We start from the raw sequence: 15365 nt of genomic DNA, 5'->3' as shown, positions 1-15365 counted from the left end.
CTCTCAACGGATATCGCCACGCCCGTCGCGCGCTTCAACATGATGTTATGCCAACGTGAGATCGGCTTCACCGGCATTTCATGCTATCGCAGACCCAATACAAGAGGCCGCCTTTTATTCAACGTGCGAAGCGATAGAAACGGATTACACCTATGTTCTTCCGAGCCCCCGTCTTAGTCGCCATCATGGGCCTGGTTTGGGGCGGCGTTGCTCTTGCCGCCGAAACTCAAGCCCCGCCATTGCAGGTCTTCAAGTCCGCCACATGCAGCTGCTGTTCAGCCTGGATCAAGCATATGACCCAACACGGCTTTACAGCTGAGGCGCAGGACGTTGCCGCAGGTGAACTGGCGCGGATCAAGCAATCCGCTGGCATCGGACCGCAGCACGCCTCCTGCCACACGGCCAAGATCGGCGGCTATTCCATCGAAGGTCACGTACCGGCCGCCGATGTGAAGCGGTTGCTTGCGGAAAAGCCAGATGCCGTTGGGCTTGCGGTTCCGGGGATGCCGATCGGATCACCCGGAATGGAAGCGGGCGACACGCGCGAGCCGTACGAGGTGCTTCTCATCAAGCGTGACGGCACGAGCGAAGTCTGGTCGAAGCAGAACCAGTAGTTCTCAGCGGTTCATTGTGCCTTCGTCGAGGGTAACGCTGAGCGAGATCGCCGAAGCTCCCGCGAACAAGTCGCGGGATGACCGATGTGTGGGGGTGCGAGCGCGTTACCCCCGCAACCCGACGTCCCAGGCCACACCGGGCCGCATCTGATCGAGAGTGACGGCGGAGGCATAGGCTCATAGGCTCCCGCCGTCCTCGTATACTTCTAAGCCGCGCGATCCATCGCCTCGAGTTCGTCGATCATGCCTTCGATGACCTTGAGGCCCTTCTTCCAGAATTGCGGATCGCGGGCATCTAGGCCGAAGGGTGCGAGCATCTCTGAGTGATGCTTCGAGCCACCGGCTTTCAGCATGTCGAAATACTTTTCGACGAAGCCCGGATGCGCTTCTTGATACAGACCGTAGAGCGAATTCACGAGGCAGTCGCCGAACGCATATGCGTAAACGTAGAACGGCGAATGGATGAAGTGTGGCACGTAGGTCCAGAAGACCTCATATCCATCCTTGAATTCGATCGCAGGCCCCAGGCTTTCGGCCTGAACTTCCATCCAAATGGCGTTGATCTGATCCGAGGTCAGCTCACCGCTGCGTCGTGCTTCATGCACCTTACGCTCGAATGTGTAGAACGCGATCTGACGGACGACCGTATTCAACATGTCCTCGACTTTGCCGGCCATCATCGCTTTGCGCTCTTTCGGGTCGGTCGTGTCGGCCAGCAGTTTACGGAATGTGAGCATCTCGCCGAAGACCGATGCGGTTTCTGCAAGCGTCAACGGTGTCGGTGCGAGCAAGGGACCCTGATCGCGCGCGAGCCACTGGTGAACACCGTGGCCTAGCTCATGCGCCAACGTCATGACGCAACGCGGCTTGCCGAGATAGTTCATCAGCACGTACGGGTGGGCTGAGGGAACCGTGGCCGCAGAAAATGCCCCAGGAGCCTTGCCGGGCCGGACCGGCGCATCGATCCAATTATTCTCGAAGAAGCGGTCGGCGATCTCAGCCATCTCGGGCGCGAACCCGCCATAGGCAGAGAGCACCATCTCACGTGCCTCCGGCCATGAAATCACACGCTCAGGACGGTCCGGAAGCGGTGCGTTGCGATCCCAGTGGGCCAACTTGTCGAGACCGAGCCACTTCGCTTTCATCGCGTAATAGCGGTGGGACAGTCTGGGGTAGGCCTCGCGCACGGACTGTACGAGGGCGTCGACCACAGGGGCTTCAACGCGGTTGGACAGATGGCGGCTGTCCGCAACGTCCTTGAAACCGCGCCAACGATCCGAGATTTCCTTGTCCTTGGCGAGAGTATTCGTGATCAGCGTGAAGACACGCACATTGTCCTTGAAGACTTTCGCCAGCGCTTCCGAGCCAGCTTGCCGGCGCGCCCGATCTGAATCCGACATCAGATTGAGCGTCGGTTCCAATGCTAGAGGCTCGTCTTCGCCTTCGACGTCGAAGCGGAGGGCGGACATCGTTTCATTGAAGTGACGCGTCCAAGCGCTCCGTCCAGTCTGGCCCTTTTCGGTGAACAAACGCTCGATGTCTTCGGAGAGCTGATATGGCTTCTCTTTGCGCAGATCCTCGAACCACGGTTTGTAGTGCGCCAGGTCCGGGTGTGTCAGGGCCTTATCAAGAACAGCGTCATCGATCTGGTTGAGTTCCAGCTCAAAGAAAATGAGATCCGTCCAAATCGCGGTCAGCTTCTCTGAAACATCACCGTAGAACTTCGCAATTGTCGGGTCGGACTGGTCGGCGGCGTAAAGCAGACCGGCATAGGAGCCCAGGCGTCCCAAAACATCCGCCAAATCTTCATAGGACTTTACCGCCTTCGCTAGAATAGCGCGGTCGGCAGCCATGGTCGCAAGCTTGCCTTGGCACGTCTCTTTGATGCGTGCCGCGGCCGCAGCTGCTGCTTCCAGGTCGCGCTGAACCTCTGGCGCAGTTGGAGCCGTATAAAGATCATCAAGTCTCCAGTTCGGCAGATCGCCAAGCTGGGCCGTCGCCGCGGACGCGGCCTCAGGCGGAGACATCGTTACAGTCATCAAGTCGGCGAATTTCGCACGCGGCGTCAACGTCATATCGTGCTCCGGCAAATGGCAGGGAAATCGGTGTTAATGTGCCGATCATGGTGTCGAACTTCAAGGTCGACGTTTCACGGCGGGACAACATAAGGGGCATGCCCTTGTGCCACTTTCGAGAAAAAAGCACCAAGACGGCAAATTCGGAAACGGCTTCTTTACCCTTATCGGGCAATTCTCATCCCGCAAGTCGAGTAGCTGCTTGCTGCGTTGGTACTCGGAGCGCCTGTCCATGGCGCCGATGTGTATCGCGCTCTGCAGCATCGTTTTAGTCGAGTTTGAGTACGAGTGCCCCCATGGCAAAACGCGTCCTTGTTGTCGATGACGACCCAGTACAGCGCCGTCTCCTTGAGGAAGTCATTAAACGCCTCGGTTATGAGACGAAGACCGCCGCATCCGGCGAACAAGCCCTATCCCTTCTTGATGACCGTGAAACGAACGCCATTGGGCTCGTTCTGCTCGATCTGGTGATGCCGGAAGTAGACGGCATGGCCGTTCTTGACCGGATGCGCGAAAAGCCAGGCATGCCGCCGGTGATCGTTCAAACGGCTCATGGTTCTATCGATGCAGCCATCAACGCCATGCGCGCCGGCGCCGTCGATTTCGTGATCAAGCCGGCAAGCCCGGAACGCCTTGAGGTTTCCATCAAGAGCGCGCTCAAGATTGAAGCCCTTTCGGGTGAAATCTCCCGGATGCGCAAGACCGTCGAGGGGACTATGACTTTCGCCGATCTGGTCATGCGTGGCGATGCCATGAACCGCGTAGTCGCACTCGGTAAGCGTGCCGCAGCTTCCAACATTCCGGTCCTCATCGAGGGGGAGTCGGGTGTCGGTAAAGAGTTGATCGCACGGGCCGTGCAGGGTGAATCCGATCGCGCAGGCAAGCCGTTCATCACGGTCAACTGCGGCGCAATTCCCGAGAACCTCGTAGAATCCGTCCTGTTCGGGCACGAAAAGGGCTCGTTCACGGGTGCCGTCGATAAGCGCATCGGTAAGTTCCAAGAAGCCGACGGCGGAACGCTGTTCCTGGATGAAGTCGGTGAGCTGCCACTTGAAGCTCAGGTCAAACTCCTCCGCGCTCTGCAAGAGGGCGAAGTTGACCCGGTCGGCAGCAAGCGTCCAGTCAAGGTGGACTTCCGCCTGATCTCGGCGACCAATCGCGACATGATCCAGCTCGTCAAGGAAGGTAAATTCCGCGAGGACCTGTATTACCGGCTCAACGTCTTCCCAATCTGGGTGCCGCCCCTGAGAGAACGTGCGGATGACATCCCCGAACTCGCCCACCACTTCCTGGCCCGGTTCGCGGCTGAAGAGGGTAAACGGGTCACCTCGATCAGCGAAGACGCGCTTCGTCTGCTCAAATCCTATTCCTGGCCGGGCAACGTGCGCCAGCTCGAAAACGCCCTGTTCCGCGCTGTCGTGTTGACGGATGGCGCTGAACTTACGGTCAGCGAGTTCCCGCAGATTGCTGCCCACGTCGAAGGTTTCAAGGTTCAACCGCCGGAAGCTCCGGCAGCACCGATCTCAACCACGCCCACTTATACGGGCCCGGCGTTGCTCGGAGCGGAGAACACGATCCCACAGACTATCGAAGTAAAGCCAGGCGCGCTCGGTATCCCGGCGATGGACCCAGGCGGCAATGTGCGGCCGCTTGATGAAATCGAAGCCGATATGATCCGCTTGGCACTCGGACGCTATCGCGGTCACATGACGGAAGTTGCTAAGCGGTTGAAGATCGGTCGCTCGACGCTCTACCGGAAAATGCAGGAATACGGACTGGAGCCCAGGGCCAACTAGGGCACTCCAAACTCCCAGAACTCTCGAAAGCCCTCTTTCGAGTTTGCCAGAAGGGCTCGGCCACCTGTGGGTTGCCGGGCCCTTTTGGCATGCATGCGCGGTCCCGTGTCGAAATTTGAGCGCAGAACAATCCATCCGTGGGCGCAGCTTCGACTATTTGCGGTCAAATTCAGCTGTAACATCCTTGCGAATGGCATTATCGCCACACGTTCTGCACGACGTTGCATCAACAGACCCATCTCTGCCCGCTTAGTCTGGCCATCGCCCCTCAGGTCAATTATTTTCCGGCGGCCTGAGATTTTGGAGATTCATAATGCGCGCCCGCCTGGTTGCCCTCAGTATTGCTACCTCAATTTTTTCACTCACGCCTGCGCTCGCCATCGAACCCAACGCACCGGAGCGGTTGATTTCGGTTGATCAGGCGGCCGGAATTTCAGCGCGTCAGATGCTGGAAAGTGGCTCAGGAGTCGCCGCGCGTGCCGATAAGTCCGACCGCGAGGCGCTGGTCGCGTTTTATGCCGCTCGCGAGAGCCGCCCGCTATGGATCGACGGTGACCATCTTTCCTTGAAAGCGCAGGCGGCGATCGCGGAAATCAAAAAAGCCGAAGACTGGGGCCTTGACCCTACGGAATTCACGCTGCCGCAGACGGTGGATCAAACCGGTAGTGACAGCGAGAAGCGCGACCGTCTCGCAGAAGCCGAAATGGCGCTATCGCTTGCTGTTTTGAAGTATGCACGGCATGCGCGTGGTGGTCGGATTATGGATCCGGCGGGGGATCTGAGTTCCTACCTTGATCGTAAGCCCCAGCTTAAAGACCCGGCTGCTGTCCTCGAAGAGATTACGGCTGCATCGGAAGCGGATGCCTACCTGCGCGGGCTGCATCCTCAGCACCCGCAGTTTGCCAAGCTTCGCGCTGCGCTCTTGAAGATGCGCGGTGGTGGGGCGGAAGCTGAAGAAGAAAAGATCGTTCGCCTGCCGAGCGAAGGCCCCCTCTTGAGTGTTGGCAAACGACATCCCGATGTTGCCCTGCTTCGTCAACGCCTTGAAGTGCCCCCGCCAACAGGTGATGGTGAAGAACCCCCTACGGAATTGTTTGACAAAGACGTCGAAGACGCGGTCGTCGCGTTCCAGCGCGAAGCAGGCATCTCCGCCGACGGTGTTGTCGGTAGCGGGACGCGTGCAGCGTTGAATGGCGATACGCCAGCGGAAATAACCGAAGCCGCGATTATCGCCAACATGGAACAGTGGCGCTGGATGCCGGAAGACCTCGGGCGCTTTTATGTGACCGTGAACCTCCCCGAGTATACGATCCGTGTGGTGCGCGACGGTGATGTCATTCACAGCGAGCGGGTCATCATCGGCGAAATCGCAAAGCAGACCCCCATATTTTCAGATGAAATGGAAACGGTGGTGTTCCACCCCTTCTGGGGCGTGCCCAATTCCATAAAGGTCAATGAGATCCTTCCTAGCCTAGCGCGCGGCGGGAACGCTATGTCTCGGCATAATTTGCGGCTTCAGTACAATGGGCGGGACGTCGATCCTAATTCCGTCGACTGGAGTCAGGCGGACATCCGTAGGTTCCATGTGTATCAGCCTCCGGGCGGTGGCAACGTGCTGGGTCAGGTGAAATTCCTGTTCCCCAATCATCACCAAGTCTACATGCACGATACGCCGACGAAGAACCTGTTCAACTCTACGCAGCGTACATTCAGCCATGGTTGCATGAGAATTCGCGATCCGCTGAAACTTGCTGGATTCATTCTCGCGGAAGACAATGGGTGGGACGAAGCAAAGGTCCAGAGCATCGTGCGTGGTGGTCCGCAGAACAATCACGTGAGCCTGGAAAAGAAGACGCCCGTGCACATGACGTACTTCACGGTTGTTGCGAACGATGATGGTAGCGTCCACGCGTTCAAGGACATTTACGGTCACGAGAAGCGCATCAAGCTTGCACTCGCTGGCAAGTTTGACCAGATCGCACGGCATCGGGATCATCTTGCGCCGGTCACCTACGACCGCGCGAAATATGCCGGCATGAAGAAATCCTATGAGCCTGTAACGGATATCTTCAAGGCCGTGTTCGGCGGCTTCTAGGGACCGGCAGCCGTACTATTCATAGTGAGCCAGAGCCATCGCGTGCTGGAACAAATGCACGCGATGGTTTGCCATGCTCATGCCGCAACTCGCTTCTAGATTCACCCTTACGACATTTTAACGGTTCCACGTTAATCGTTAATTTGCCGGTATTCGGGAGACGACGCTTCGCCCACCGGCACAATTCCGGTGGACCTTGACTTCGCTAGGGGGCGAACGGGGGCGCGACGTCGAAAATCGACGGGGCAAATTTACTCGTGCAATTCAGCTTGAGACTGCGCGCGACTTGCTTGCTTGGCGTTCTGGCCTTAGCCGGTCTCGCAAGCACGCATCTGCTGGCTGACCGCAAAGATGAGCGGCGGATCGCGCTGTACAATATTCACACCAAGGAAACGCTCGACATCGTCTATATGCGCGATGGCAAGCGCATTCCGGAAGCCATGACCAAGATTAACTGGATGTTGCGGGATTGGCGCCGCGACGAGGCCACCAAGATGGACCCAGAGTTGATCGATATCCTCTGGGAATTAAAAACCGAACTTGGCGCCACGAAGCCGATCCACATCATCTCCGGTTACCGGTCTGAAAAAACCAACAAGATGCTTCGCCAAACTCGGGGTGGCCAGGCGAAGAAGAGCCGACACATCCTTGGCATGGCCGCGGACGTGCATTTCCCGGACGTCCCCCTGAAGAAGTTGCGTTATTCGGCGCTCGTGCGTGAAAAGGGTGGCGTGGGATATTACCCCACTTCGGCAATTCCGTTTGTACACGTCGATACTGGTCGGGTTCGGCATTGGCCGCGCATGCCGCGCTATGAACTCGCGCTCTTGTTCCCCAATGGACACTCAAAACACGTACCGGCCGACGGGCACGAGATTACAAAATCCGATGTGCAAATTGCGCGGAAGAAAGAACCTGCACTCGCGACGCAAATCGCAGCCTTTCACGATTTCCGCGCGCGGCCCCATGCCCCGGCTCCGGTGCTCGTGGCCAATGGCTGGAACGCAAACGTACAAGCTCATCAACACGATACGCCTGAGATGCCGACGCGGCCCTACCAAGTGGCGTCTCTGGGTCCTATTGCGCCCCCAGCGCCGAGATTGGCAGAGCGACCCTCGCACTTTCGGTCTGGTCCTGATGAAGCCGACCGCCGGCAGCTTGCCGATCTCGTAGCGCGCGCGTCCGTCAATCCTCTGATGGGATTGTTCAGTGCTATGGGTAAAAAGGAGCCGGCGGAAACACGCGGCATCGGGGCCGCGTTGGCACGCCCGCCAGCGAAGCCTCAGGACGAAACAGCTCGACACGCCGACAGTCGCTTTGGTTGGAGCAACGGCTGGGTGACCGCGCCGGCTTACGATGAGGAGCATCCGGACGAGTTGTTCTACCGACCCTTCCCGCTTGCTCCGTTTCTTACGGCATCAGAATCAGCAGACGATCCGGCTTTGGCTCAGATGCAGCATCCCGACGTCTCGGCGACTCTTGAGTTCGTAAGCGATGAGATCAGCGCCTTACCTATGCGTTTCACTCCCGGCGGGGGCATTGCGGAACTTCTCTGGACTCAACAGTTCACACCCGCTCCCGGTGGGTCCCCAACCACTATCGGTCGCGGCGGCCTTGAGAACAGACGTGTTCAAACCTCTATGAGATAAAGGAAGACATGCGGCGCGAGCTTGCGCCCTGGATGCATATCGGGGGTGTTTAGGCTGCCTCGTTGCCCTTGCCCTTTGGCACGAATGTCCCTGCAGCTTCCAGCAATTGCGTCGCCGACTTCTTCACGATTTCGCCGAGTTCGATGAAATCCTGCTTGCGTGGCGATGTCGCGCGCCAAACCAATCCAAGCGTCCGGCTCGGTTCGGGTTCGACGAAGCGCATCAGCTTAAGTGAGCGCCCGCGCGTTTCAATGCCAAGGCTAATCTCAGGGAGCAGCGTGATGCCATATCCGGCGGCGACCAGTTCAACAATTGTGGCCAGACTGGAAGCTCCAAAAGTATTGATCTTCCGGACTTGCTGCAGGTTACAGTAGGTCAGTGCCTGATCACGAAGGCAATGCCCTTCCTCCAGCAACAAGAGACGCTGCTGTTCGACGAAGTCTGGCGTAGCACGCACGCGCCCTGACAGCTCGCGGCCCGCAGGCAGCGCCAGGACGAACCGATCTTCGACCAAATCCATCGTCTCGATATCAGCATGCTTGACGGGTAATGCGAGCAGCAAAACGTCGAGTTTGCCGTCGACGAGTTCCTGCAAAAGCGTGTGTGTCTGCGTCTCGCGGACTGCCAAAGTCAGGTCGGGATAGCTCTCGCGCAAAGCCGGCAAGACGGGCGGCAACAAATACGGCGCCACGGAGGGGATCACCCCCAATCTCAATTCACCGGTAAGCACTTGATCGCCGTGTTGTGCCACCTCAATGAGTTCGCGAGTATCCGCGAGAATCCGTGCAGCGCGCGCGGCGATTTCAACGCCGTGTTTGGTGAGCTGAACACCTGATCTCGTCCGCTCAAGAAGCGTGAGGCCAAGATTATTCTCAAGCTCCTGAATCTGCATGGAGAGCGCAGGTTGGGTGACGGAACATGCCTCAGCGGCGCGCCCGAAATGCAGCTCGCGCGCCAACGCATCGAAGTAGCGCAACTGTTTCAAGGTGATGTTGATCATAAGCCAACCTGATAGCCTCGGCCACAACTTCATATTAGAACTTATCTAAACAAGTGTCTAGTTTGAAGGCGTTCTAACTTGAGAGGTAGTCATGACGAAAAAGACCCTAACGACCTCCGCTGGCGCGCCAGTGGCGGACAATCAAAATTCCATGACTGCTGGTGCACGTGGCCCGGTGCTGCTGCAGGACTACCAGCTTATTGAAAAGCTTGCGCATCAGAACCGGGAGCGGATTCCTGAGCGCGTCGTGCACGCCAAGGGTTGGGGGGCCCATGGTACGCTCACAGTCACGCACGACATTTCCAAGTACACGCGCGCCAAGCTGTTCTCGAAGGTCGGGCAAAAAACCCCGATGATTGCCCGCTTCTCAACGGTTGCCGGTGAGTTGGGCGCGGCAGACGCCGAGCGCGACGTTCGCGGTTTTGCCCTGAAATTTTACACAGAGGAAGGTAACTGGGACCTCGTCGGCAACAACACGCCTGTCTTCTTCGTCCGTGACCCGTTGAAGTTCCCTGACTTCATCCACACGCAGAAACGCCACCCCAAAACCAACCTCCGGTCACCCACCGCCATGTGGGATTTCTGGTCGTTGTCACCCGAAAGCCTTCATCAGGTGACGATCCTGATGTCGGACCGCGGTATCCCAGTCGCTCCGATGTACATGAACGGTTACGGCAGCCATACCTACAGCTTCTGGAACAATGACGGCGAACGATTCTGGGTGAAGTTCCACTTCAAGACCCTGCAGGGCCACAAGCACTACACCAACGCTGAAGCTGAAGCTCTGATCGGTAAAACCCGCGAGAGCTATCAGGAGGAACTGTTCGGCGCCATCGAGCGCGGCGAGTTCCCGAAGTGGCGCGTGTGCGTGCAGATCATGCCGGAAACGGATGCTGAGAAGACGTCCTACAATCCGTTTGACCTGACCAAGGTCTGGCCGCACGGGGACTATCCGCTCATTGAGGTTGGTGAACTCGAACTCAACCGGAACGCAGATAACTATTTCGCGGAGATCGAAATGGCAGCGTTCTCGCCTTCGAACGTCGTTCCGGGCATTTCGTATTCCCCAGATAAGATGCTGCAGGCGCGAATCTTCTCGTATGCGGACGCGCACCGCTACCGTCTTGGTACGCACTACGAGGCGCTTCCGGTCAACGCTCCGAAGTGCCCGGTTCACCACTATCACAAGGATGGGGCGATGCGCTTCTTCCCCAATGATACGGGCAATCCGGACGTCTACTACGAGCCGAACAGCTTCAACGGTCCAACGGAAGATCCTTCCGTGAATGAACCGCCGCTCAAGATCTCTGGCGATGGCGACCGTTATAATCACCGCATCGGCAATGATGACTTCTCGCAGCCACGCGCGCTGTTCGAACTCTTCGATGCCGGTCAGCGCGCACGTCTATTCAGCAACATCGCAGCTGCGATGGGCGGCGTTCCACCAGTCATCAAGGAGCGGCAGTGCCGCCTCTTCGACCAAATCCATCCTGAATACGGTGCAGGCGTACGGAAGGCGCTTGAAGCCGCTGGCGAAGGGTATGATCCCAACGCTATTCCTGTGACGGACGCCACGCCACAGGAAGCCGCAGAGTAATCTGAGGCTTATGGCTTAGAATTATGGGGCGCTCCAACTGTTGGTTGGGGTGCCCTAATTCTTTTTGCCGCTGCTACGCCATGTCAGCCGCAAACGGCCCGCACAGACGCTCACCGGCTGGACTATTTTCCCAGCGGTCGCACCTGTTGCAGGCGGAAATCGGTTTGGTCGCGGAAGCTGAACCGAATCAGGCTCAGGCCGCAGGCACCCGGCCTATTCGGCGGCCATCAAGGCGTCTACAGCTTCATCGGAAGGCAACTCATCGAGCATTCCTAGAGCATGCATGTAGACTTCGAGGATGCCATCCTCTTCCTGGCGCTCGGTCTTCGATTTCTTACGCAGAGATATAATCTTGCGCATTGCTTTGACATCGAACCCCGTCGCCTTGGCCTCTAGGAACTTGTCCTTGATGTCGCCAGCGATGGCCTTTTTCTCTTCTTCAAGCCGCTCGATCTGTTCGATGAACTGGCGCAATTGCGCCTGCGACGACGCTTGCAGCGTTGTCATGGCTCAAACCCCACTGAATGCTTAAACGATGAACGCGATGTACTGGAGGTCAATGCACCGCCCCGCCGAAGCGGCACGGTGCTTGCTGCCAAAAACCCTCTCTTCTGGCGCATGACTTCACGCTAACGGGGGCTGGCGGCGCTATCAAGGCACAGTTGAAAACCATCCAAAGGTTTCGAGGGGTCCAGAATAAAATCAGTGGTCCTTCGGGCGGTTTTGCTCGAAAGCGGCCTTCTGGTCTGAAGAGGCCTCAATTTGATGTTTGGCCTGCCACTGCTTGTAGGGTTCGCCGTAGATGATCTCTCGCGCCTCGTCCTTACTCAACGTAATCCCGTGATTGCTTGCCGCCTCCATATACCAATTGGACAGGCAGTTACGGCAAAAGCCAGCAAGGTTCATGAGATCGATATTCTGGACATCGGCGCGTGTGCGGAGATGGCTGACCAAGCGGCGAAATGCAGCAGCTTCCAGCTCGGTGCGGGTTTTGTCGTCGAATTCTTGCGAGCGGTCGGTCATTAATCCGTTTTCCTTGTTATGATTTCGCACTTCTAGATATGGTTATGGTGCTTGCTGGATATCAGGATAACGAGGGTGCGGCCTGCGGCCAAGACGCGGACAGCGGCGGAGCGACTTGACGGCCTCGCGCCGATCCCGCAAACCAGCCCGGCAATTCGACTAAACGCTAACACGAAGGACCGCCCATGGCCGCCAGTCCCGTCCGCGACACGCGGGCGTTTCTCATGCAGCTGTTCGATATCGCCGTTAAGGCCGCGCATCCACATGCTTGCGTTCCACCACATCTTCCAGAAGTTCCTGAAGGCGGCCGCATCATAGTTGTAGGAGCTGGCAAAGCCGCTGCCGCCATGGCGCAAGCCACGGAACGGCATTACGAGGCCAAGGGACAGATCGATCGCGTCAGTGGTTTTGTTGTAACGCGGCACGGGTACGGCCTACCCACGAATGCCATCGAAGTTGTCGAAGCTGGACACCCGGTACCTGACGCCAACAGCGTAGCCGGCGCCAAGCGCGCCATGGAGCTGGCAAAGAGTGCCGGGCCGAACGATCTCGTGTTGTGTCTGCTTTCCGGCGGCGCCTCTGCACTCTGGTCGGCTCCTGTCGATGGAATCGATTTCGAAGCCAAGCAAATGCTGACAAAGCAGCTCTTGGCCTCGGGGGCCCGGATTTCAGAAATCAACTGCGTCCGTAAGCACCTCTCGCGCATCAAGGGCGGACGACTTGCCGCTGCAGCCTATCCAGCACGTTTCATCACGCTGGCCATCTCCGACGTTCCCAAGGACGATCCGGACGCTATCGGTTCGGGGCCGACTGTCGCGGACAAGACCACCCTGGCTCAGGCAAGGGCGGTTATCGAACATTATCGGATTACGCCGTCCCCTCAGGTCATGGCGGCGTTAAACGATCCTGCCAATGAAACACCCAAGCCAAACGACGAGGCATTGTCGCGCTCGGAATACATTCTTGTGGCGGCTCCCAAGGCTTCGCTAGAAGCAGCCGCAGCCCTTGCGCGTGACCAGGGATTCCGCGTCGATATCCTTGGCGACTCGCTGGAAGGCGAGGCACGCGACGTCGCGCGTTTTCACGCGGAAATGGCTATGGATGCGAAACGCCGTGGCGAACGCTTGGCGCTCATGTCGGGTGGCGAACTGACGGTCACGGTACGTGGCAACGGTAAAGGCGGCCCCAACCAAGAATATGCTCTGGGGTTGGCCGCCGCCCTCAATGGCGCAGAAGGAATAGCCGGCCTCGCGGCAGATACCGATGGCACTGACGGTGGCGTCGGCTCAGCAGATGATCCGGCGGGCGCCCTGGTTTTGCCCGATATTCTGACACGGGCTAAAGCGAAAGACCTCGATCCGGTCACCTTTCTGCAGAACAACGACTCTACAGGCTTCTTTCGCACGACCGACGATCTCATTTTGTGCGGCCCGACCCAGACGAACGTGAACGATTTTCGCGTGATACTTGTCGAGCCCTGAGACCGGCGCGGCTGCGACCTGCCTTTTACTCCGCCGCTTTGCGGCGGAGACAGCGCTTTTCGATTGGTGTCCGCGGGGACCTATGACTGTGTCATATGAGGGATCGGTCCGTTTTCGTGTGCCGCGCTCTGCGCGATGGCTGGTGATCTTAGCTGTTGCCATGGTGGCCCTTGGCAGCATAAGCAGCGCAGCGCGCGCGGATCTCAAACTCTGTAACGGGACAACGAGCCGCGTAGGCGTTGCTGTCGGCTACCAAGATGACACGGGCTGGACCACCGAAGGATGGTGGAACATAGCGTCGCAAACATGTGAGACACTGCTCAGAGGTGCAGTGCCGAGCCGCTTTGTGTATGTGCATGCGGTCGACTACGATCGCGGTGGCGCTTGGGTCGGCAAGCACTTCATGTGTACGCACGACAAATCGTTTGCGATTCGCGGCGTGCAGAATTGTCGTAGCCGAGGCTACAAGCGGACAGGATTCTTTGAGGTGGACACCGGAGAGGCAAAAGAATGGACGATCCGTCTGGCCGATCCGGAAGCGGAGGGGGAATGAGGCGCAATAGACGTGTAAAGCTGGTTGCCACTGTAGGACCGGCGTCTTCATCACCGCAAATGCTTGAAAAGCTATTTCAGGCCGGCGTCGATGTCTTTCGTATCAACATGAGCCATGCCAGCCATGAGTTGGCGCGCGAGCTGCATCTGCGGATTCGCGAACTATCGGCAAAACACAGCTTCCCAATAGGTATTCTTGCCGACTTACAGGGTCCCAAGTTCCGCCTAGGCGCTTTCCAAGATGAACGCGTGAAGCTGGAGCCAGGCTCAACATTCACATTTCTGCGCTACGAGAGCCCCGGGAAGGCGGATCAGGTCTACCTGCCGCATCCTCAGATTTTCGAAGCTGTCGAAGCCGGACACACCCTGCTCCTAGACGACGGCAAACTCAGGATGCGCGTCGACAAAGCCAGCGACGACAAAATCGTCGCGGAAGTGCTTGTCGGCGGCATGCTGGCCAGCCGTAAAGGCATTTCTCTTCCTGATACGCTTCTCCCTGTCGGTCCGCTGACGGACAAAGATCGTCTGGATCTCGATTTTGCTTTGCAGCTTGGTGTCGATTGGGTGGCATTGTCGTTCGTGCAACGCGGTGTCGATGTCGAGGAAGCAAACGAGATCGTCGCCGGGCGCGCTTCGGTCATGGTCAAAGTCGAGAAGCCTCAGGCCATCGACGACCTCAACGCTATCATCGCTGCCGCTGACGGCTTCATGGTGGCCCGTGGCGATCTCGGCGTCGAGATGCCGATCGAGAAGGTGCCCGGCCTGCAGAAGAAGATCACCCGCAAGGCTCGCGCCGCGGGTAAGCCCGTCGTAATCGCGACGCAGATGCTGGAGAGCATGATCTCCTCGCCGGTCCCAACGCGTGCCGAGGTGTCCGACGTGGCAACGGCCGTGTTCGAGGGCGCAGATGCCGTCATGCTCTCGGCGGAGTCTGCCGTCGGCAAGTACCCGGTCGAAGCAATCGAGATGATGAATCGGATTGCCGTCGAGGTCGAAAACGATAAGGGCTATCAGGCGATCCTCTACGCTTGGCAAACCGAACCACAGCCAACCGCGGCGGACGCCATCGCTGCGGCCGCACACGCCATCGCCAACACGGTGCAGCTCGCAGCGATCGTCTGCTACACCGCAACGGGCTCGACAGCCCGGCGGGTCGCGCGCGAACGTCCGAATTTGCCGGTGATCGCATTGACGCCTGTGCCAGAAACGGCGCATCAGCTATCCGTCGTTTGGGGGCTGCACTCCATTGTGCTCGATGCTGATCCGGATACGACGTCAGACATGACGCGCAAGGCGTGTCAGATCGCATTCAGTCAGGGCTTTGCAAAGCCTGGAGAAGGTGTGCTGATCACGGGCGGCGTACCGCTGGGGACGCCGGGCACCACGAACATGATCCGCATCGCATACATCAATGAGGATGGTGAGCCGATGGCTAAAGGGTAATCCCTTGCACGCGTCCTAATCGGCGACATGAATGCGGCCG

At 58.2% G+C, this 15365-nt stretch carries 12 protein-coding genes; 8 read left to right on the top strand and 4 right to left on the bottom strand.

The genetic code is table 11. The features are described 5' to 3' along the window. The first annotated feature begins 152 nt into the window (after positions 1 to 152). Entirely contained in the window at positions 153 to 614 is a 462-nt protein-coding gene (locus YBN1229_RS10660) for a DUF411 domain-containing protein (protein ID WP_046478292.1), read from the top strand. Positions 615 to 820: 206 nt separating this feature from the next. On the opposite strand, the gene YBN1229_RS10655 is transcribed toward YBN1229_RS10660, so the two are convergent. Next, positions 821 to 2653, bottom strand: coding sequence for a M3 family oligoendopeptidase (locus YBN1229_RS10655; protein ID WP_244465065.1), 1833 nt, complete (start codon positions 2651 to 2653; stop codon positions 821 to 823). 332 nt (positions 2654 to 2985) lie between these two features. On the opposite strand from YBN1229_RS10655, the gene YBN1229_RS10645 reads away from it, so the two are divergent. The 3 genes from YBN1229_RS10645 (at position 2986) to YBN1229_RS10635 (ending at position 8229) form a co-directional block, all read left to right on the top strand. Continuing rightward, the gene (locus YBN1229_RS10645; protein WP_046478291.1) at positions 2986 to 4485 is read left to right on the top strand and encodes a sigma-54-dependent transcriptional regulator; all 1500 of its coding nucleotides are present in this window, start codon (positions 2986 to 2988) and stop codon (positions 4483 to 4485) included. Between the two features lie 313 nt (positions 4486 to 4798). Further along, complete coding sequence (locus tag YBN1229_RS10640) at positions 4799 to 6580, top strand: L,D-transpeptidase family protein (RefSeq protein ID WP_052743861.1); 1782 nt, start codon at positions 4799 to 4801, stop codon at positions 6578 to 6580. A 257-nt stretch (positions 6581 to 6837) separates the two neighbouring features. After that, the gene (locus tag YBN1229_RS10635) at positions 6838 to 8229 is read left to right on the top strand and encodes a DUF882 domain-containing protein (RefSeq protein ID WP_160298702.1); all 1392 of its coding nucleotides are present in this window, start codon (positions 6838 to 6840) and stop codon (positions 8227 to 8229) included. Between the two features lie 49 nt (positions 8230 to 8278). Here the strand turns inward: YBN1229_RS10635 and YBN1229_RS10630 are convergent, their stop codons facing one another. Further along, a complete protein-coding gene (locus YBN1229_RS10630; protein ID WP_046478290.1) occupies positions 8279 to 9229 on the bottom strand; it encodes a hydrogen peroxide-inducible genes activator in 951 nt (316 codons plus the stop codon). Positions 9230 to 9320: 91 nt separating this feature from the next. On the opposite strand from YBN1229_RS10630, the gene YBN1229_RS10625 reads away from it, so the two are divergent. Next, positions 9321 to 10826, top strand: coding sequence for a catalase (locus YBN1229_RS10625; RefSeq protein ID WP_046478289.1), 1506 nt, complete (start codon positions 9321 to 9323; stop codon positions 10824 to 10826). A 213-nt stretch (positions 10827 to 11039) separates the two neighbouring features. On the opposite strand, the gene YBN1229_RS10620 is transcribed toward YBN1229_RS10625, so the two are convergent. Next, positions 11040 to 11333 (bottom strand): DUF2312 domain-containing protein, encoded by a 294-nt coding sequence (locus YBN1229_RS10620; RefSeq protein WP_046478288.1) that lies wholly within the window; start codon positions 11331 to 11333, stop codon positions 11040 to 11042. A gap of 195 nt (positions 11334 to 11528) precedes the next feature. Next, positions 11529 to 11849 carry a DUF1244 domain-containing protein gene (locus YBN1229_RS10615; RefSeq protein ID WP_046478287.1) on the bottom strand — a complete coding sequence of 107 codons (321 nt, stop codon included), beginning with the start codon at positions 11847 to 11849 and terminating at the stop codon, positions 11529 to 11531. Positions 11850 to 12034: 185 nt separating this feature from the next. Between YBN1229_RS10615 and YBN1229_RS10610 the strand changes: the two genes are divergently transcribed. From YBN1229_RS10610 to pyk, 3 genes are all read left to right on the top strand, one after another. Further along, positions 12035 to 13330 carry a glycerate kinase type-2 family protein gene (locus YBN1229_RS10610; protein WP_046478286.1) on the top strand — a complete coding sequence of 432 codons (1296 nt, stop codon included), beginning with the start codon at positions 12035 to 12037 and terminating at the stop codon, positions 13328 to 13330. An 82-nt stretch (positions 13331 to 13412) separates the two neighbouring features. Further along, positions 13413 to 13883, top strand: a complete 471-nt coding sequence (locus YBN1229_RS10605; protein ID WP_046478285.1) for a DUF1036 domain-containing protein — start codon at positions 13413 to 13415, stop codon at positions 13881 to 13883. After that, positions 13880 to 15325, top strand: a complete 1446-nt coding sequence (gene pyk, locus YBN1229_RS10600) for a pyruvate kinase (protein ID WP_046478284.1) — start codon at positions 13880 to 13882, stop codon at positions 15323 to 15325. The genes YBN1229_RS10605 and pyk overlap by 4 nt, the downstream gene beginning before the upstream one ends. Positions 15326 to 15365: the final 40 nt, after the last annotated feature.

It is taken from the genome of Candidatus Filomicrobium marinum (genome assembly GCF_000981545.1).
GTDB classification, from domain to species: domain Bacteria; phylum Pseudomonadota; class Alphaproteobacteria; order Rhizobiales; family Hyphomicrobiaceae; genus Filomicrobium; species Filomicrobium insigne.
Note: the sequence above shows the minus strand (reverse complement) of the source record. Positions and strands in the feature narration are given on the sequence as shown.